Origin of the sequence: Methylosinus sp., assembly GCF_036560965.1 — a bacterium.
In the GTDB taxonomy this organism is placed as follows: Bacteria; Pseudomonadota; Alphaproteobacteria; order Rhizobiales; family Beijerinckiaceae; genus Methylosinus.
This window is the reverse complement of the sequence record NZ_DATBQF010000025.1, coordinates 17,865-36,728: the sequence shown is the minus strand read 5'-3', so window position 1 is coordinate 36,728 and position 18,864 is coordinate 17,865. Positions and strand designations below refer to the sequence as shown.

The 18,864-nt window shown below is 66.8% G+C and carries 14 protein-coding genes; 10 read left to right on the top strand and 4 right to left on the bottom strand.

The window, feature by feature from the left end; translation table 11 throughout:
• The first annotated feature begins 11 nt into the window (after positions 1-11).
• The 7 genes from VIF40_RS08365 (at position 12) to VIF40_RS08335 (ending at position 6,564) form a co-directional block, all read left to right on the top strand.
• Positions 12-2,219, top strand: coding sequence for a 3-hydroxyacyl-CoA dehydrogenase NAD-binding domain-containing protein (locus VIF40_RS08365; RefSeq protein WP_331937068.1), 2,208 nt, complete (start codon positions 12-14; stop codon positions 2,217-2,219).
• Positions 2,219-3,265 (top strand): aldo/keto reductase, encoded by a 1,047-nt coding sequence (locus tag VIF40_RS08360; RefSeq protein ID WP_331937067.1) that lies wholly within the window; start codon positions 2,219-2,221, stop codon positions 3,263-3,265. Before VIF40_RS08365 ends, VIF40_RS08360 begins: the two co-directional genes overlap by 1 nt.
• Positions 3,266-3,453: 188 nt before the next feature.
• A complete protein-coding gene (gene lgt, locus VIF40_RS08355; RefSeq protein ID WP_331937066.1) occupies positions 3,454-4,275 on the top strand; it encodes a prolipoprotein diacylglyceryl transferase in 822 nt (273 codons plus the stop codon).
• Positions 4,272-5,357, top strand: coding sequence for a class I SAM-dependent methyltransferase (locus tag VIF40_RS08350; protein ID WP_331937065.1), 1,086 nt, complete (start codon positions 4,272-4,274; stop codon positions 5,355-5,357). Before lgt ends, VIF40_RS08350 begins: the two co-directional genes overlap by 4 nt.
• Complete coding sequence (locus VIF40_RS08345; RefSeq protein ID WP_331937064.1) at positions 5,350-6,129, top strand: polyphenol oxidase family protein; 780 nt, start codon at positions 5,350-5,352, stop codon at positions 6,127-6,129. The genes VIF40_RS08350 and VIF40_RS08345 overlap by 8 nt, the downstream gene beginning before the upstream one ends.
• Positions 6,126-6,380, top strand: coding sequence for a BrnT family toxin (locus tag VIF40_RS08340; protein ID WP_414684773.1), 255 nt, complete (start codon positions 6,126-6,128; stop codon positions 6,378-6,380). The genes VIF40_RS08345 and VIF40_RS08340 overlap by 4 nt, the downstream gene beginning before the upstream one ends.
• Before the next feature lie 58 nt (positions 6,381-6,438).
• Positions 6,439-6,564, top strand: coding sequence for a BrnA antitoxin family protein (locus VIF40_RS08335; protein WP_331937062.1), 126 nt, complete (start codon positions 6,439-6,441; stop codon positions 6,562-6,564).
• Between the two features lie 60 nt (positions 6,565-6,624).
• Here the strand turns inward: VIF40_RS08335 and carA are convergent, their stop codons facing one another.
• Positions 6,625-7,815, bottom strand: coding sequence for a glutamine-hydrolyzing carbamoyl-phosphate synthase small subunit (gene carA / locus VIF40_RS08330; RefSeq protein ID WP_331937061.1), 1,191 nt, complete (start codon positions 7,813-7,815; stop codon positions 6,625-6,627).
• Between the two features lie 90 nt (positions 7,816-7,905).
• Here carA and VIF40_RS08325 point away from each other — a divergent pair, with 90 nt between their 5' ends.
• Positions 7,906-8,355 carry a GatB/YqeY domain-containing protein gene (locus VIF40_RS08325; protein ID WP_331937060.1) on the top strand — a complete coding sequence of 150 codons (450 nt, stop codon included), beginning with the start codon at positions 7,906-7,908 and terminating at the stop codon, positions 8,353-8,355.
• Positions 8,356-8,421: 66 nt separating this feature from the next.
• Here VIF40_RS08325 and metH read toward each other — a convergent pair whose 3' ends face one another.
• From metH to VIF40_RS08310, 3 genes are read right to left on the bottom strand one after another with little or no spacing between them, the layout of a single operon-like run.
• Complete coding sequence (gene metH, locus VIF40_RS08320) at positions 8,422-12,153, bottom strand: methionine synthase (RefSeq protein WP_331937059.1); 3,732 nt, start codon at positions 12,151-12,153, stop codon at positions 8,422-8,424.
• Positions 12,150-13,046 (bottom strand): methylenetetrahydrofolate reductase [NAD(P)H], encoded by an 897-nt coding sequence (gene metF, locus VIF40_RS08315; RefSeq protein WP_331937094.1) that lies wholly within the window; start codon positions 13,044-13,046, stop codon positions 12,150-12,152. Before metF ends, metH begins: the two co-directional genes overlap by 4 nt.
• A complete protein-coding gene (locus VIF40_RS08310) occupies positions 13,046-14,059 on the bottom strand; it encodes a metalloregulator ArsR/SmtB family transcription factor (protein ID WP_331937058.1) in 1,014 nt (337 codons plus the stop codon). Before VIF40_RS08310 ends, metF begins: the two co-directional genes overlap by 1 nt.
• Positions 14,060-14,194: 135 nt before the next feature.
• Between VIF40_RS08310 and VIF40_RS08305 the strand changes: the two genes are divergently transcribed.
• Both VIF40_RS08305 and VIF40_RS08300 read left to right on the top strand, forming a co-directional pair.
• A complete protein-coding gene (locus VIF40_RS08305; RefSeq protein ID WP_331937057.1) occupies positions 14,195-15,388 on the top strand; it encodes a GGDEF domain-containing protein in 1,194 nt (397 codons plus the stop codon).
• A gap of 178 nt (positions 15,389-15,566) precedes the next feature.
• On the top strand, positions 15,567-18,863 hold the full coding sequence (locus VIF40_RS08300) for a transglutaminase family protein (RefSeq protein WP_331937056.1): 3,297 nt from the start codon (positions 15,567-15,569) through the stop codon (positions 18,861-18,863).
• The last annotated feature ends 1 nt before the right edge of the window (position 18,864 follow it).

Sequence of the window (18,864 nt, the reverse complement as noted above, 5' to 3'; positions counted from 1 at the left end):
GGAGCGACCCGATGAACCTCGTCAATTTCCGTTTCGAGACCGGCGCCGATGGCGTCGCTCTGCTCACCTGGGACATGCCCGACCGCTCGATGAACGTCATCACCTTCGAGGTGATGGACGAGCTGGAACAAGTCATCGACACGGTGGCGAGCGATCCGCAGATCAAGGGCTGCGTCATCACATCGGGCAAGCCGGCCTTCTCCGGCGGCGCCGATCTCTCCATGCTGCAGAAGAGCGCGGTGGAATACGCGAAGGCCGTGCGCGAGCAGGGCGAGGAGGCTGCGATGAAGCAGTTCTTCGAGGGCGCGCGTAGACTGTCGCTGCTCTATCGCAAGCTCGAGACCAATGGCAAACCCTTCGCCATCGCCATTCACGGCGCCTGTCTCGGCGGCGCTTTCGAGCTGGCGCTCGCCTGTCATTATCGCGTGCTCTCCGACTCGGACAAGACCAAGGTCGGCCTGCCGGAAATCAAGGTGGGATTGTTCCCCGGCGCCGGCGGCACGCAGCGCGTCGCGCGGCTGATGCAGACCGGCGAGGCTCTGCAAATGCTGTTCAAGGGCGAGCAGCTGAAGGCCGCCAAGGCGAAATCCGCCGGCCTCGTGCATGCGCTCGCGCCGGAAGGCGAGATTGTCGATCGCGCCCGCGCCTGGATCGTCGATGGCGGCAAGGGCAAGGCGCCGTGGGATGTGGAAGCCTTCAAGCCGCCGTCGGGCCGCGTCTTTTCGCCGGGCGGCATGATGGTGTGGCCGGCCGCCAACGCCATTTATCGCCGCGAGACCTTCGACAATTATCCGGCCGCCGAGGCGATATTGCACAGCGTGTTCGAGGGGCTGCAACTGCCCTTCGACCTCGGCCTGCGCGTCGAGGCGCGCTGGTTCGCGCATATTCTGCGCTCGAAACAGGCGGCGGCGATGATCCGCTCGCTGTTCCTCTCCAAGAACGAGCTGGAAAAAGGCGCGCATCGGCCCAAGGAGATTCCGCCGACGAAATTCAAGAAGATCGGCGTGCTCGGCGCCGGCTTCATGGGCGCGGGCGTCGCCTATGTCAGCGCGCTCGCCGGCATGGAGGTGGTGCTGATCGATCGCGATCAGGACAGCGCCGACAAGGGCAAGGCCGTCATCGACCAGCTCATCTCCGGCCAGGTGTCGCGTGGGCGCGCCACCGCCGCCGACAAGGAGGCGCTGCTCGCGCGCATCACCGCGACGCCGGATTATGAAAATCTCGCCGGCGCCGATCTCATCGTCGAAGCCGTGTTCGAGGAGCGCGGCGTGAAGGCGGAGGTGACGAAGAAAGCGCAAGCCATCGTCGGGCCCGATGTGATCTTCGCGTCGAACACGTCCACTCTGCCGATCACCTCGCTCGCCGAGACGTCGCTTCGCCCGGAGAATTTCGTCGGCATTCACTTCTTCTCGCCGGTCGAGAAAATGCTGCTCGTCGAGGTGATCCGCGGCAAGACGACGAGCGACCGCGCCGTCGCGACCGCGCTCGATTTCGTGCGCGTCCTCAAGAAGACGCCGATCGTCGTCAACGATACGCGCGGCTTCTACGCCAATCGCTGCGTGCTGAATTTCGTGCGCGAGGGGCATATCATGCTGACCGAGGGCGTGCCGCCGGCGATGATCGAGACCTGCGCGCGCATGGCCGGAATGCCGGTCGGGCCGCTGTCGCTCAATGACGAGATCGCGCTCGATCTCGCCTGGAAGATTCATCTCGCGACCAAGAAGGACCTCGGCGAAGCCGCCGTCGATCCGACGCAGGAGCGCGTGCTGCATTTCATGGTGGAGCAGGAAGGGCGTCTCGGCCGCAAGAACGGCAAGGGATTCTATGATTATCCGGCGAGCGGAAAGAAGAGCCTGTGGCCCGGCCTCTCGGCGCTCGCCGACAAGAAGCTCGATCCCGACGCCATCGATGTGGAGGAGCTGAAGCAGCGTTTCCTCGTCGTGCAGGCGGTGGAGGCGGCGCGCACTTTGTTCGAAGGCGTTGTCACCGATCCGCGCGAGGCGGATGTCGGCTCCATCCTCGGCTTCGGCTTCGCGCCCTTCACCGGCGGCACGCTCTCTTATATCGACGGGATCGGAACCGCCGCCTTCGTGGCCATTTGCGACGCGCTCACGCAGAAATATGGCGAGCGCTTCGCCGCGCCCGCAGAGCTGCGCGAGATGGCGAAGACGGGCGAGAGCTTCTACGGCAAGTTCGGCGCGCAAGCGAAGGCGGCGTGATGCGATACAATCAGCTCGGCCGCACGGGCCTTTTCGTCTCGGAAATCTGCCTCGGCGCAATGACTTTCGGCGAGGCGGGCGGCTCCGGAATATGGGGCGCGATCGCCGATGTCGATCAGCAGGCGGCGACTGGCATCGTCGAGCGCGCGCTCGCGGCGGGCGTCAACTTCATCGACACGGCCGATGTCTATTCCTTCGGCCGCTCGGAGAAGATGGTCGGTCAGGCGCTCGTCGATCTCGGCGTGACGCGCAAGGATGTCGTCATCGCCACGAAATTCTATGGCGAGACGGGCTCCGGCCCCAATGATCGCGGCGCGTCGCGCGGGCATATCATGGACAGCGTCGAGGCGAGCCTCGAGCGGCTGCAGACGGATCACATCGATCTCTATCAGATCCACGGCAATGATGCGGTGACGCCGATCGAGGAGACATTGCGCGCGCTCGACGATCTCGTGTCGCGCGGGCTGGTGCGCTACATCGGCCTCTCCAATTGGCAGGCGTGGCGCATCGCCAAGGCGCTCGGCGTCTCGGAGCGTCTGGGCTTCGCGCGCTATGAGACGGTGCAGGCCTATTATTCGATCGCCGGCCGCGATCTCGAGCGCGAGATCGTTCCGCTGCTCGCGGAGGAGAAGCTCGGCCTCATGGTGTGGTCGCCGCTCGCCGGCGGATTGCTCTCGGGCAAATATGGCCCCGGCGCGCCAGAGGATGCGCAAGGCCGCCGCGCAGTCTTCGATTTTCCGCCGGTCGACAAGGATCGCGCCTGGGCTTGCGTCGCCGCGATGCGCGAGATCGGCGCGAAGCAGGGCGCGAGCGTGGCCGAGGTCGCGCTCGCCTATGTGCTCGCCAAGCCCTTCGTGACCAGCGTCATCATCGGCGCGCGGCGCATCGATCAGCTCGAGCAGAATCTCGCCGCAGTGAAGTTGACGCTGAGCGCCGAGGATCTCGCGACGCTCGATGCGGTGAGCGCTCTGGCGGCGGAATATCCCGGTTGGATGCTGGAGCGTCAGGGCGCCCTCCGCCGTCCTGGAGCATTCGAGGCGAAGTGAGGGAGAGGCGAGGGCGACCCGTCGGTCATGACCGGCCGGCAATCGCAGGCTCGTCGCGTTTTTTGGGCCCGACGGATCGGAAACCCGGACTAATTTTTCATTTGGAGCGATTTCTGATCGCGCGAATGATTCCGTTCGAGCAAAAAGCGCTCTAATCTCGGGGCCATCGGATGCAACCACGAGTCGTCATGCCCTTCCTCGCGCTCCCCTTTCCGATGATCGACCCGGTTCTGGTCGAGCTCGGGCCGCTGCCCATACGCTGGTATGCGCTCGCCTATATCGCCGGGCTCGCGCTCGGCTGGCTCTATGCGCGCCGGCTGGTGACGCGCGAGCATCTTTGGGGAAAGACCGCTCATCCCTCCGCCGAGCGTCTCGACGATCTGCTCGTCTATGTCGCGCTCGGCGTCATCATCGGCGGACGCCTGGGGCATGTGCTCTTCTATGAGCGGGCCTTCTACTTCGCCCATCCCGAAGAGATCATCAAAACGTGGAAGGGCGGCATGGCCTTTCACGGCGGGCTCATCGGCGCGGTCGTGGGCATGACAGGCTTCGCCTGGCGCGAGAAGATTTTCGCCCTGACCATCAGCGACATTTGCGCGACAGTCGCGCCGATCGGCATATTCTTCGGCCGCCTCGCCAATTTCATCAAGCCGGAGATGTGGGGCCGCGAGAGCGACGTTCCCTGGGCCATGGTGTTTCCCGGCGCCGGCGACGCGCCGCGCCATCCGAGCCAGCTCTATGAGGCGGGGCTCGAGGGCGTCGCGCTCTATATTCTGCTCGCCATCGCCGCGCAGCGCGGCGCGCTGAAGCGGCCGGGCCTGGCGACGGGACTGTTCGGCGTGGGCTATGGCGTCGCGCGCATCGTCAGCGAGTTCTTCCGCGAGCCGGACCCGCTCTCCGAGGCGCTGGACAATGGCCTCACCATGGGAATGGCGCTGTCGGCGCCGATGATCCTCGTCGGCGCCGCGCTCGTCGCCTATGCGCTGCGCCCGCAAAGAGTCGAAGCATGAGCGCTTTGCGCGAAGACATTATCGAGCTCATCGCGCAGGAAGGGCCGATCACGCTCGAGCGCTATATGGCGATCGCCCTGTCGCATCCGACCAAGGGCTATTACACGACGCGCGATCCCTTCGGCGCGAGCGGCGATTTCATCACCGCGCCGGAGATCAGCCAGATGTTCGGCGAGCTGATCGGCCTCTTCGCGCAGGAGGCATGGCGCGCGGCGGGCGCGCCGTCGCCGACGCGTCTCGTCGAGCTCGGGCCGGGACGCGGCACGCTGATGGCGGATGCGTTGCGCGTCGCGCGCATCGCGCCGGATTTTCTCGCCGCGATCGACGCGCATCTCGTCGAGACGAGCCCGGCGCTCGAGGCGCGGCAGCGACAGACGCTCGCCGCGGCGCCGACGTCCGTCTCCTGGAGCGCGGATGTCGCGCAAGTCCCGCCGGGACCGGCGATCATTATCGCGAATGAGTTTTTCGACGCGCTGCCGGTGCGCCATTTCGTGCAGACGGAGCGCGGCTGGAGCGAGCGGCTCATCGGCCTCGACGAGAGCGGCGCGCTCGCCTTCGGCGTCGGCGAGGGCGTCGAGTCCGATCTCGCCGTCGCGGCGCCGGAGGGCTCGGTCATCGAGATCGGCGCGATCGGCGCGCGCATCATGCGCGACATCGCCGCGCGTCTCGTCGCGCAGGGCGGCGTGCTGCTCGTCGTCGATTATGGCTATGCGCAGACGGCGCTGGGCGAGACATTGCAGGCGGTGGCGCGCCACGCCTATGTCGATCCGCTGGAGGCGCCGGGCGAGGCCGATCTCACCACCCATGTCGATTTCGCCGCGCTCGCCAGAGCCGCGACCGCCGTCGGCGCGACCGTGCAAGGGCCGGTGACGCAGGGCGCTTTTCTGCGTCAGCTCGGCGTCGTCGAGCGCGCGGAGGCGCTGAAGAAGCGCGCGACGCAGGAGCAGCGCGCCGAGATCGACGTCGCGCTCGCGCGTCTCACCGGCGCCGGCGATCCCAAGCGCGATATGGGCGAATTGTTCAAGGCGATCGCCGTGACGCATCCCGACATGCCGCTGCTGCCGGGGTTTTTCCGTGAGTGACGGGCTCGCGGCGCTCGGCGCAGGCAATCTCGCTCTGCCGCGCGTGCGGCACGCGTTTTTCACCCGCGCGGGCGGCGTGTCGGAGGGCGTCTACGCCTCGCTCAATGGCGGGGTCGGCTCCAGCGACGAGGCCGCGCGCGTCGCCGAGAATCGCGCGCGCATGGCGCGGCGTCTGGGCGCCGCGGCGCATCGGCTGCTCGTGCCCTATCAGATTCATTCGCGCGACGCGCTCTATGTCGCCGAGCCGTGGAGCGACGAGGCGCGGCCGCGCTGCGACGGGCTCATCACCGATGTCGAGGGGCTGGCGCTCGGCGTCACCGGCGCCGATTGCGGCATGCTGCTGTTCGCAGACGCCCGCGCCGGCGTCATCGGCGCCTGCCATGCGGGATGGAAGGGCGCGCTCACCGGCATGATCGAGACGACGATCGCGCTGATGGAGACGCGCGGCGCGCATCGCCCCGATATTCATGTCGCGCTCGGCCCGGCGATCGGCCGCGCGAGCTATGAGGTGGGCGGCGAGTTCGTCGAGCGGTTTTTGGCGGAGGATGCGGGCTTCGCGCATTTTTTCGCGCCATCGACGCGCGCGGGCCATTCCATGTTCGATCTGCCCGCTTTCATCACGCGGCGCGTCGAGGCGGCGAATGTCGCCTCTTTCGAGAATTTGCGCATCGACACTTACGCCGATGAGACGCGCTGCTTCAGCTATCGCCGCAGCGTGCATCGCGCGGAGCCGGATTACGGGCGGCTGGTGTCGGCGATCGCGCTGGGGTGAGGGCTCGGTCGGCGACGACTGGATCTCGATGGTTTGCGCATCGGGCGCTTGCGTGGCGACACGTCGAACTCATGGACGATCGCGAAGATTACGGCGAGGAACGCTGGATCGCGATCGGACATGCCGACGGCGTGGTCTATCGAGCGGTCTATACGATGCGTGTCGACGGGATCCGCATCATCAGCGCGCAGAAGGCCAATCGCCGTGACAGGGAACGCTTCTATCAAGAAATTCTCTCTCGCCGAGATTGAGGCCGCGCGGGCGAAAGGCCTGTCGAAGACGCGCGCCGACGCGCCCGAGGCGGAGGAATTGGGCGAGGCGTTCTGGGCGCGCGCGATGCGCGTTCGGCGTCGTGAGCGCAAAGCGTCGGTGCATTTGCGCATCGACGCCGACGTGCTCGACTGGTTCAAGTCACCGGCCATTTGCCCCGCATGAATGCGATATTGCGCGCCTATTACGAGGCGATGTCGCGCAAGGAGAAGTGAGCCGCGCGGCTCACGCCCGCGCCTTCTCCATCATATCGACGAAGCGCGCGAACAAATAATGGCTGTCCTGCGGGCCGGGCGAGGCCTCGGGATGGTGCTGCACCGAGAAGGCCGGGCGGTCGGAGAGCGCGATGCCGCAATTGGAGCCGTCGAACAGCGAGCGATGCGTCTCCTGCGCATTGGCCGGCAGGCTGTCGCGATCCACGGCGAAGCCGTGGTTCATCGAGACGATCTCCACCTTGCCGGTGGTGAAATCCTTCACCGGATGATTGGCGCCGTGATGGCCCTGCGGCATTTTCTGCGTCTTCGCGCCGACGGCGAGCGCCATCATCTGATGGCCGAGGCAAATGCCGAAGGTGGGGACCTTCTGCGCCAATAGCGCGCGAATCGTCGGCACGGCGTATTTGCCGGTCTCGGCCGGATCGCCCGGGCCGTTGGAGAGGAACACGCCATCCGGCGAAAGGGCGAGAATCTCTTGCGCGCTGGTCGTCGCCGGCACGACGATCACCTCGCAGCCCGCCTCCGCCAGCAGCCGCAGAATGTTGCGCTTGACGCCATAATCCACGGCGACGACGCGGAGCTTGACCCCGTCGCGCTTGCCATAGCCGGAGGCCTGCCGCCAGACGGTCTCGTCCCAGTCGAAGCGCGCGGGCGCGGTGACGGAGGGCACGAGGTCCATGCCGTCTATGCCCGGCCAGGCGGCGGCCTCGGCGCGCAGCGCGGCGAGATCGAAGACGCCGTCGGGCGCGAAAGCGATGACGGCGTTCTGCATGCCCTTCTCGCGGATCAGCGTCGTCAGCGCGCGCGTGTCGATGCCGGAGAGGCCGACGATTCCCCGCGCGGCCAGCCATTCGCCGAGCGGCCGCAGCGCGCGATAATTGGACGGATCGCTCGACGGCGCGGCGACGATCACGCCGCGCACGCCGGAGCTTTTGTCGAGGTCGACGGTCTCGACGTCCTCGTCATTGACGCCGACATTGCCGATATGCGGAAAGGTGAAGGTGACGATCTGCCCGGCGTAGGAAGGATCGGTGAGGATTTCCTGATAGCCGGTCATGGCGGTGTTGAAGCAGACCTCGCCGACGGCCGAGCCCACGGCGCCGAAGCCGAAGCCGAAAATCGCCTCGCCGCTCGCAAGAACCAGAACCCCCGTGTGGACCGGGATCGGCCACCCCGTCGCTGCGTCTTGATCCGGGCTCATCCGCGCTCTATGCCTCACGCTCATCCGTCGGCGCGCCGCCATCGGGCGCCCGCCTTCCCCTAGAACATTTCACTGCGAAGTGGAAATACAATGCGCGAACGTTTCACGGCCGACCTCAAGACGGCGATGAAGAGCGGCGAAAAGCAGAAGGTCGAGACGATCCGCATGATCACCGCGGGGCTCAAGGATCGCGACATAGAGGCGCGCGTCACGGGCAAGACTCTCGGCGACGACGATATTCTCGCCCTGTTGCAGAAAATGGTGAAGAGCCGCCAGGAATCGGTGGAAATCTACGAAAAGGGCGGCCGTCCCGAGCTCGCCGAGAAGGAGCGCGCCGAGATCGCGGTGATCGCCGCCTATTTGCCGCAGCAGCTCGGCGAGGCCGAGGTCGCCGAGGCGATAAAGGCGGCCATCGCCGAGACCGGCGCCGCCTCGATCAAGGATATGGGCAAGGTGGTCGCCGCGCTCAAGGCGAAATATACCGGCCGCATCGACTTCGGCAAGGCGAGCGCCGCAGTCAAGGCCGCGCTCGGCGGCTGACGAGCCCTCGTCGAGCGCGCGCTTCCGTCTCCCTCAGGGCGGGAGACGGAAGAGCGCCGAGGCGCCTCACTCCGCCGGCTCGACGACGACGCCGACCGCGCGCTCGTAATTGAGCACGGGCGCGAGCCAGCGCTCGATCTCGGCGACGGCGACGCCCTTGCGCGCCGCGTAATCCTGCACCTGATCGCGCTCCACTTTGGCGACGCCGAAATAATGCGCCTGCGGATGCGCGAAATAGAGTCCGCTGACCGATGACGCCGGCGTCATCGCGAAGCTCTCGGTCAGCGCCACGCCGGTGCGCTTTTCGGCCTCGAGCAGGCGGAAGATCGTCGCCTTCTCCGTATGGTCGGGCTGCGCCGGATAGCCGGGAGCCGGACGGATGCCGCGATAATCCTCGGCGAGCAGCTGCTCCGGCGTGTGCGTCTCATCGGCCGCATAGCCCCAGAACTCGCGGCGCGCGCGCTGGTGCATGCGCTCGGCGAAGGCCTCCGCCAGACGATCGGCGAGCGCCTTCACCATGATCGCGCCATAGTCGTCGTTGGCGCGGGCGAAGCGCTCGGAAATCTTCGCCTCCTGCGCGCCGGCGGTGACGACGAAGGCGCCGAGGTAATCGGCTTTGCCGGAGCCTTCCGGCGCGACGAAATCGGACAGCGCCACATTGGGCTTGCCGTCGCGGCGCGTGAGCTGCTGGCGCAGCGTATGCAGCGTCGCTTGTCTTTCGACGCGCCCTTCGCCGGTGTAGAGCGCTATGTCGTCGCCCACGGCGTTGGCGGGCCAGAAGCCGATGACGGCCTTGGGATTGAACCAGCGTTCTTCCACGATGCGCGCCAGCATCGCCTGCGCATCATCGAAGAGCTGCCGCGCCGCCGGCCCGCGCTCGGGATCGTCAAGCAGGGCGGGATAGCGACCCTTGAGCTCCCAGGTCTGGAAGAAAGGCGTCCAATCGATATAGGGAACGAGCTCCGCCACCTCGTAAGAGGCGAAGACGCGCGCGCCGAGAAAGCTCGGCTTCGGCGGCTCGTAAGCGCTCCAATCGATCTTCAGCGCATTGGCGCGCGCGGATGCGAGGGAGACGCGCTGCTTGTCGATCTGCGCCCGCGCATGGGCCTCGGCGACCTTCTCATAGTCCTCGCGCGTCTTGGCGACATAGGTCTCGCGCGTCGTCAGCGACAGCAGCGCCTGAGCGACGCCCACCGCGCGCGAGGCGTCGGTCACATAGACGGCCTGGCCCGCCACATAATTGGGGCTGATCTTCACCGCCGTATGCACGCGGCTCGTCGTCGCGCCGCCGATGAGCAGCGGCACCGAGAAACCTTCGCGCTCCAGCTCGGAGGCGACGAAGCACATCTCGTCGAGCGAGGGCGTGATGAGGCCGGAGAGGCCGATGATGTCGACCTGCTCGCGCTTCGCCGTCTCGAGAATCTTGGCGGTCGGCACCATCACGCCGAGATCGATGATCTCGAAATTATTGCAGCCGAGCACGACGCCGACGATATTCTTGCCGATGTCGTGGACGTCGCCCTTCACCGTCGCGAGAAGAATCTTGCCGGCGGTGGAGCGCGTCTCTTTGTTCTCCTCCATGTAGGGCAGGAGATGCGCGACAGCCGCCTTCATCACGCGCGCCGATTTCACCACTTGCGGCAGGAACATCTTGCCCTGGCCGAAGAGATCGCCGACGACATTCATGCCGGCCATCAGCGGGCCTTCGATCACATCGAGCGGACGCTTGGACGCGAGCCGCGCCTCCTCCACATCCTGCTCGACATAATCGGCGACGCCATTGACCAGCGCATATTCGAGCCGCTTCTCGACGCTCGCCTCGCGCCAGGCGGCGTCCTTCTCCGCCGCCTTGGCGCCGGCGCCCTTGAAACGCTCGGCCATGTCGACGAGGCGCTCGGTCGCGTCCGGCCGGCGATTGCGCACCACATCCTCGCAGGCCTCGCGCAGCTCGGGGTCGATCTTCTCATAGACCGCGAGCTGGCCGGCGTTGACGATGCCCATATCCATCCCCGCCGCGATGGCGTGATAGAGGAAGACGGAGTGCATCGCCTCGCGCACCGGCTCATTGCCGCGGAAGGAGAAGGAGAGGTTCGACACGCCGCCCGACACATGCGCATGCGGCAGCGTCGTCTTGATCGCGCGCGCGGCGTCGATGAAGTCGACGCCGTAATTGCAATGTTCTTCTATGCCCGTCGCCACGGCGAAAATATTAGGATCGAAGATGATGTCCTGCGGCGGAAAGCCCACTTGCTCCACGAGGATCTTATAGGCGCGGCTGGAGATCTCCACCTTGCGCGCGAAAGTGTCGGCCTGTCCCGCTTCGTCGAAGGCCATCACGACGACGGCGGCGCCATAGCGGCGCACCTTGGTCGCCGCCTCGATGAATTTCTCCTCGCCTTCCTTCATCGAGATGGAATTGACGACGCCCTTGCCCTGCAGACATTGCAGGCCGGCCTCGATCACCTCGAATTTCGACGAATCGACCATCACCGGCACGCGCGCGATATCGGGCTCGGCGGCGAGCAGATTGAGGAACTCGACCATCGCCTTTTTCGAATCGAGCAGGCCCTCGTCCATATTGACGTCGATGACCTGCGCGCCATTGGCCACCTGGTCGCGCGCCACATCCAGCGCGGCGGCGAAATCGCCGGCGGTGATCAGCTTGCGGAACTTGGCCGAGCCGGTGACATTGGTGCGCTCGCCGATATTGACGAAGGGAATGTCCTTGGTCAGCGTGAAAGGCTCGAGGCCGGCGAGGCGCAGCAGCGGCGCGATTTCGGGAATCTCGCGCGGCGCGACGCCTTTCATCGCGGCGGCGATGGCGGCGATATGCGGCGGCGTCGTGCCGCAGCAGCCGCCGACCACATTGACGAGGCCGGATTTCGCGAATTCGCCGACCAGCTCGGCCATATATTCCGGGCTCTCGTCATAGAGGCCGAATTCATTGGGCAGGCCGGCGTTGGGGAAGGCGCAGACGCGCGTGTCGGCGATGCGCGAGACCTCGGCGATATGCTGGCGCATCTCGCGCGCGCCGAGCGCGCAATTGAAGCCGATGGAGAAAGGCTTCGCGTGCTGGATCGAGTTCCAGAACGCCGCCGCCGTCTGGCCGGAGAGCGTGCGGCCGGACAGATCGGTGATCGTGCCGGAGATCATCACCGGAAAGCGCGTGCCGACCTTCTCGAAAGCGTCCTCCACCGCATAGATCGCGGCCTTGGCGTTCAGCGTGTCGAAAATGGTTTCGATCAGGAGAATATCGGCGCCGCCCTCCAGCAGGCCGAGCGCCTCCTCGAGATAGGCTGCGCGCAGATCGTCGAAAGTGACGGCGCGAAAGCCCGGATTGGAGACGTCCGGCGAGATCGACGCCGTGCGATTGGTCGGGCCCATGGAGCCGGCGACGAAACGCGGAACGCCGGTCTCGCGCGCGACTTCATCGGCGGCCTCCCGCGCGAGGCGCGCGCCTTCGAGGTTCAGCTCATAGACGATATGCTCGAGCCCGTAATCGGCCTGCGCGATAGAGGTGCAGGAGAATGTATTGGTCTCGATAATGTCGGCGCCGGCCTCGAGATAGGCGCGATGAATCGCCTTGATCGCCGCCGGCTGCGTCAGCGTCAGCAGATCATTGTCGCCGCGCAGATCTTTCGGATGGTCGCGGAAGCGCTCGCCGCGAAAGTCGGCCTCGGTGAATTTGTGGCGCTGGATCATCGTGCCCATGGCGCCGTCGAGCACGAGAATGCGCTCGCTCGCCGCCTTCTCCAGCGCCGCGAGAATCTTTGGTCCGTGGTTCGTGTCGAAACTCATGCTGCGACTTTCTCGGTGACGGGGCGCACGCCCAGAAGATAGCAGATCGCGAAGACGAGATCGGCGCGATTGTTCGTGTAGAAATGGAATTCCTTGACGCCGCCTTCGGCGAGGCCGAGCACCTGCTCGGCGGCGACCGCCGCGGCGATGAGCCGGCGGGTGACGGGGTCGTCGTCCAATCCCTCGAAGCGATGCGCGAGCCAGTCGGGCACGCTGGCGCCGGCCTTGCGCGCGAAATTGGCGGTCTGCTTGAAGTTCTGCACCGGCATGATGCCGGGCACGATGGGGATTTTGATTCCCCTCGCGCACGCCTTGTCGAGAAAACGGAAATAGACGTCGTTCTCGAAGAAGAATTGCGTGATGGCGCGCGTCGCGCCGGCGTCGATCTTGGCCTCGAGCGCGTCGAGATCGTCCTCGATGCTGCGGCTCTCGGGATGGCCTTCCGGATAGGTGGAGACGGAAATCTCGAAATCGCCGATCGCGCGAATGCCGCGCACCAGCTCGGTGGAGCTGCGATAGCCTCGAGGATGCGGCTCGAATGTCGTGCCGACGCCGGTCGGCGGATCGCCGCGCAGCGCCACGATATGGCGCACGCCCACGCTCCAATAGCCGCGCACGATCTCGTCGACCTCCTCGCGCGAGGCGGAGACGCAGGTCAGATGCGCGGCCGGCAGAATGTCGGTCTCGGCGACGAGGCGGGCGACGATATTATGCGTGCGCTCGCGCGTGGAGCCGCCGGCGCCGTAAGTGACGGAGACGAATTTGGGCTTCAGCGGCGCGAGGCGCGCGATCGAGTCCCAGAGCTGGGTCTCCATCTCCGGAGTCTTCGGCGGGAAGAATTCATAGGAGATATCGAAATGGCCCGGAGGCCACAGGCTGCGATTGTCGGACATCATGCGGTCTCGAAGCTGGCTTTGGGCAAGGGATCGGCGATGACGCGCGGATCGCGCGCCAGCCACAGGGATACGGTGAGCTTCGCGCCGTCGTCGGCCGATGGCGCGAGGTCGCGATGACGCAGGACTTCGAGCCCCGCCTGCTCCAGCAGCGCGGCGACCTCCTGCTGCGCGAAGCCGAGGCGGCGATGCGCGTGCTGATCGCGCAGCGTCTCCTCGCGATGCGGCGCGAAATCGACGACCAGCATTCGACCGCCGGGCGCGAGCGTGCGCGCCGCCTCGCGCAGCGCGCGGCCGGGATCGTCGAGATAATGCAGAACCTGATGGACGATCACGAGATCGCAGCTGTTGCGCTCTATGGGGAGCGCATACATGTCGCCCTGGCGCAGCTGCACATTGCGCGCGCCGGCTTTCTCGAGCCGCCCGCGGGCGACGGCGAGCATGGCGGAGGAGAGATCGACGCCGACGGCCTGCTCGGCCTGCGGGGCGAACAGCTCCAGCATGCGACCCGTGCCGGCGCCGAGATCGAGCAGCCGGCGCAGCGGCTTCTCGCCCACAGCGTCGCGAATGGCGGCCTCGACCTGCGCCTCCGGCACATGCAGCGAGCGTATGGCGTCCCATTCGCGCGCATGCTCGGCGAAATAGCGGGCGGCGTTTTCGGAGCGGGCCTGCCGCACCTCGGCGAGCCGGGCGCGGTCGCCGGCGATGCGCGGGTCCAGCGGATCGAGCCAGGAAACGACGCTGCGGGCGATCTCGCCCGGCGCGTCCGCGGCCGCCAGACGGAAGAAGGCCCAGGCGCCTTCGCGGCGCCGCTCGACGAGGCCGGCCTCGACGAGCAACTTCAAATGCCGCGAGACGCGCGGCTGCGACTGGCCGAGAATGGCGACAGCCTCGCTGACGGTCAGCTCCGTCTCGGCGAGCAGGCCGAGCAGGCGCAGCCGCGTCTCCTCGCCGGCCGCATTGAGCGCGGCGAGAGCAGGTTCGAGCGAAAGGGGGCGTCGAGAGTGGGTCATGGGCTTCGCTGACTAGATATAAAGATATCTATATACGTCGTCTTATCGGAAATCAAGACATGAGGAAAACCGAGATGCGCGCGCCGCTCGACAGGAAAGCCGCCGGCCATAGATGAGACAGCGTTGGCGGTGTGCATGTGGCGGCGTCTCGGACAAACCTCTCGGAACTCGGCGCCGCTTCCCGACGCCGCTTATGTCGAGCTGGTCGATATGGTCGCCCGCCCGGTCATGCCGGTGGCGTTCATGGGCGTCGCTCTGGCCAGCGTCGGCCTGCTGCTCGCCGCGCGGAAGCAGGATCTCGCGCTCCTCGCGCTGACGCTCGCCGGCATCGCAGTCGATATAGCGAGCATTTTCCTCGTTCTCACCTATCGGCGCCGGACGGCGAGCGCGACGATCCTGGCCGATGAGGCGCGGGTCTGGGAGCGTCGCTACGCCTTCGGCCTCTTCTCCTTCGCGGCGCTGCTCGGCGCGATCAACGCGCGCGGCCTGATGATGGCGCATCCGCCCGACTCGTCGCTGGTCCCGATGCTGACCTCGGGGCTCGCCTTCGTCTTCGCCGGCGGCGTCGTGTCCAACGTCGCCTTTCGCCCGCGGCTCTGCGCCATCGGCCTGGCGCTGTCGGCGACGCCGACGGTCGTCGGCTTTATCGGCCGCGCGGCGCAGGCGACGGATATTCACGTCGTCCTCGGCTTCGTCTTGCAGGCGCTGCTTCTCTCCACCTTCGCCGTCGTCGGGCTCCTATGGGCGTCCGGCACCCATGCGGGGACGCGCCGACAGATCATCGCCAAGCTCGATTTCGCGAAAATGGCGCGTCACGACGATCTGACCGGCCTCGCCAATCGCGTGCAATTGCGGGAGCGTTTCGACGAGGCCCTGGCGGCGATCGGCGACGACGAATCTCTGGCGGTCCATTGCCTCGATCTCGACCGCTTCAAGGCCGTCAACGACGCCTATGGCCATTCGACCGGCGATCTCCTGCTCTGCGCCGCGACGACGCGCCTGCTGACCATGGTGCGGCGCGAGGACACGGCGGCGCGGCTCGGCGGCGATGAGTTCGTCGTGGTCCAGGCCGGCGTCCGCCACCCGGACGAGGCGCTTCTGCTGGCGCGACGGATCATTCGCGTCCTCGCCGCGCCTTATGAGATCGAGGGGCGGACGATTCAGATCGGCGTCAGCATAGGCGTCGCTCTCGCTCCCCGCGACGGCGAGACCTTGGAGCATCTCACCGCCCGCGCCGATGCGGCGCTCTACAGGATAAAACGCAGCGGGCGGGGCGGCGTCGTCTTCGCCGACGAGGCTCCTTCGCCCTCCGCCGCCAATGATTCGTGAGCGCGGAGACCGGCGCCGAAACACTCGGCGCCGGCCGCCCCGGCGGGATGCGTCATGCGGCAATTTCCGGCAAAGAGCCGCGCTTTCCCGCCAGCGCGATTGACACGCCGCCGAGCGCGTAAGCTAATCGTCCGTCGCCGCTTTTCCGGCGTCGCTCCGACCAGGCGAAGCAGGTCCCGTGTCGATCAAGGTCGCGCTCCACCATCTCACGCACTATAAATACGACCGGCCGGTCGCGCTGGGGCCGCAGGTGATCCGGCTGCGCCCGGCGCCCCATTGCCGCACCCGCGTGTCGAGCTACTCGCTCAAGATCGCGCCGGCCAATCACTTCATCAACTGGCAGCAGGACCCGCACGGCAATTGGCTGGCGCGCCTCGTCTTTCCGGAAAAGGCCGAGGAGTTCCGCGTCGAGGTCGATCTCCATGCGGAGATCGCCGTCTACAATCCGTTCGACTTTTTCGTCGAGCCCTATGCCGAGACCGTTCCCTTCGCCTATCCGGAGGAGCTTCGCGCCGAGCTCGCCTCCTGCCTCGAGATCGAGCCGCTCGGGCCGTTGACCCGCGCCTATGTCGAAAGCGTGCGGCCGCGCGAGCCCATCGCGATCGTGCCCTTCCTCGTCGATCTCAACGCGCGGCTGCAAAACGACATTCGCTATGTCATCCGCATGGAGCCCGGCGTGCAGACGCCGGACGAGACGCTGGCGGCGAGCGCCGGCTCCTGCCGCGATTCCGCGTGGCTGCTCGTGCAGATATTGCGCAGCCTCGGCCTCGCGGCGCGTTTCGTCTCCGGCTATCTCATCCAATTGAAGGCGGATGTCGATCCGATCGAAGGACCGACGGGAACCGATCACGACTTCGCCGATCTGCACGCCTGGGCCGAGCTCTATATCCCCGGCGCCGGCTGGATCGGCCTCGACGCCACCTCGGGCCTCTTCTGCGGCGAAGGCCATCTGCCGCTGTGCAGCGCGCCGCATTATCGCTCGGCGGCGCCGCTCTCCGGCCTCGTCGAGCCGGCGGAGGTGGAGTTCGGCTTCGAGATGCGCGTGCAGCGCATCCGCGAGGCGCCGCGCATCACCGCGCCTTTCTCCGACGAAGCCTGGGCGCGGCTCGATGCGCTGGGCGAGACGGTCGACGCGGATTTGAAGGCGCAGGACGTGCGCCTCACCATGGGCGGCGAGCCGACTTTCGTCTCGATCGACGATTTCGAAGCGCCGGAATGGACGATCGCCGCCGTCGGCCCCACCAAGCGAGCGCTCGCCGACGATCTCGTGCGGCGCCTTCAGCAGCGTTTCGCCAAAGGCGGCTTCCTGCATTACGGGCAGGGCAAATGGTATCCGGGCGAGAGCCTGCCGCGCTGGGCTTTCGCGCTCTATTGGCGCAAGGACGGCAAGCCGGTCTGGCGCAATCCCGAGCTCGCCGCCCGCATCGACTCGCCCAAAACCTTGACGCCGCAGCAAAACGAGGCCTTCGTCGTCGATCTCTCCGAGCGTCTCGGCCTCGGGCGGGGCTATGTCATCCCGGCCTATGAGGACCCGTCGCACTGGCTGCTGAAGGAGGGCGCGCTTCCGGTCAATGTCGATCCGCTCGATTCGAAGATCGACGACGCCGAGGAGCGCAGCCGCATGCTGCGCGCCTTCGAGCGCGGCTTGGCGAATCCGGTAGGCTATGTGCTGCCGGTGCAGCGCTGGAATGCGCGCGCCGAGCGGCGCTGGGTGTCGGAGCGTTGGCCTTTACGCCGCGGCCGCCTCTTTCTGGCGCCCGGCGATTCGCCGATCGGCCTGCGTCTGCCGCTCGGCTCGCTGCCCTGGGTGCCGCCGAGCGCCTATCCCTTTTCCTATCCGCAGGACCCGACCGAGCCGCGCGGCGCGCTGCCGGACCCTGCCGATCTCCTGCAAATCTACGAGAGCCGGGCGCTCGAGGACCGCCAGAAGCCGACCGAGCAAGTCATCGTCGAGGGCGCGGTGCGCACGGCGCTCGCTATCGAGCCGCGCGACGGCGCGCTCTGCGTCTTCATGCCGCCGACCGAAAGGCTCGAGGATTATCTCGAGCTGCTGACCGCCGTGGAGACGACCGCCAATGCGATGAACCTGCCGATCCAGATCGAGGGCTATCCGCCGCCCGTCGATCCGCGTCTCGAGGTCATCAAGGTGACGCCGGACCCCGGCGTCATCGAGGTGAACATTCATCCCGGCGACAGCTGGCGCGACGCCGTCGCGACGACGATCGGCCTTTACGAGGATGCGCGGCAGGCGCGGCTCACAGCGGATAAATTCCTCATCGACGGCCGCCAGACCGGCTCGGGCGGCGGCAATCATGTCGTGCTCGGCGGCCGCACGCCGTTCGATTCGCCGTTCCTGCGGCGGCCGGACCTCTTGAAGAGCCTCGTGCTCTATTGGCAGCGTCATCCGGCGCTCTCCTATTTTTTCTCGGGCCTGTTCATCGGCCCGACGAGCCAGGCGCCGCGCGTCGACGAGGCGCGTCACGAAGCGCTCTACGAGCTCGAGATCGCGCTGGGAAATGTGCCGGAGGCGGGAGAGACGGATTTTCCGCCCTGGCTCGTCGATCGGCTGTTCCGCAATCTGCTCGTCGACGTCACCGGCAACACGCATCGCGCCGAGATCTGCATCGACAAGCTCTATTCGCCGGACAGCTCGACCGGCCGCCTCGGCCTCGTCGAGTTCCGCAGCTTCGAGATGCCGCCGGACGCGCGCATGAGCCTCGCGCAGCAATTGCTGCTGCGCGCGCTCGTCGCCTGGTTCTGGCGCGAGCCGCAGGGCGGCGGCCTCGTCCGCTGGGGCACGGCGCTGCACGACCGCTTCATGCTGCCGCATTTCGTCTGGCGCGATTTCCTCGACGTGCTCGGCGATCTTCAGAGCGCCGGCTACGCCTTCGAGCCGGAGTGGTTCGAGGCGCAGAAGGAGTTCCGCTGCCCGCTCGCCGGCCGTATCGAGCATGGCGGGGTCGAGCTCGAGATCCGGCAGGCGCTGGAGCCGTGGCATGTGCTCGGCGAGTCGGGCGTCGCCGGCGGCACTGCGCGCTTCGTCGATTCGTCCGTGGAGCGCGTGGAGGTGAAGGCCAAGGGCTTCGTCCCCGGCCGGCATGTGATCGCCTGCAACGGCCGCCGCGTGCCGATGACCAGCGCCGGCGCCTCGGGAGAGGCGGTCGCCGGCGTGCGCTTCAAGGCCTGGCAGCCGCCCTCCGGCATGCATCCGACCATTCCCGACCATGCGCCGCTGACCTTCGACGTCATCGACAGCTGGAGCGAGCGCTCGCTCGGCGGCTGCGTCTATCACACGGCCCATCCGGGCGGTCGCAGCTATGACACTTTTCCGGTAAACTCCCATGAGGCGGAGGCTCGCAGGCTGTCGCGGTTCCAGGATCACGGCCATACGCCCGGCAGGGTGAGGCCGCCGCGCGAGGAGCCGGCGGGAGAGTTCCCGCTGACTTTGGACCTGCGGAGGAATTGTGCCGGCTGAG

Coding starts and splice junctions, on each gene's coding strand:
- VIF40_RS08365 (WP_331937068.1), top strand. CDS start 12: ATGAACCTCGTCAATTTCCGTTTCGAGACCGGCGCCGATGGCGTCGCT.
- VIF40_RS08360 (WP_331937067.1), top strand. CDS start 2,219: ATGCGATACAATCAGCTCGGCCGCACGGGCCTTTTCGTCTCGGAAATC.
- lgt (WP_331937066.1), top strand. CDS start 3,454: ATGCCCTTCCTCGCGCTCCCCTTTCCGATGATCGACCCGGTTCTGGTC.
- VIF40_RS08350 (WP_331937065.1), top strand. CDS start 4,272: ATGAGCGCTTTGCGCGAAGACATTATCGAGCTCATCGCGCAGGAAGGG.
- carA (WP_331937061.1), bottom strand. CDS start 7,815: ATGAGCCCGGATCAAGACGCAGCGACGGGGTGGCCGATCCCGGTCCAC.
- VIF40_RS08325 (WP_331937060.1), top strand. CDS start 7,906: ATGCGCGAACGTTTCACGGCCGACCTCAAGACGGCGATGAAGAGCGGC.
- metH (WP_331937059.1), bottom strand. CDS start 12,153: ATGAGTTTCGACACGAACCACGGACCAAAGATTCTCGCGGCGCTGGAG.
- metF (WP_331937094.1), bottom strand. CDS start 13,046: ATGTCCGACAATCGCAGCCTGTGGCCTCCGGGCCATTTCGATATCTCC.
- VIF40_RS08310 (WP_331937058.1), bottom strand. CDS start 14,059: ATGACCCACTCTCGACGCCCCCTTTCGCTCGAACCTGCTCTCGCCGCG.
- VIF40_RS08305 (WP_331937057.1), top strand. CDS start 14,195: ATGTGGCGGCGTCTCGGACAAACCTCTCGGAACTCGGCGCCGCTTCCC.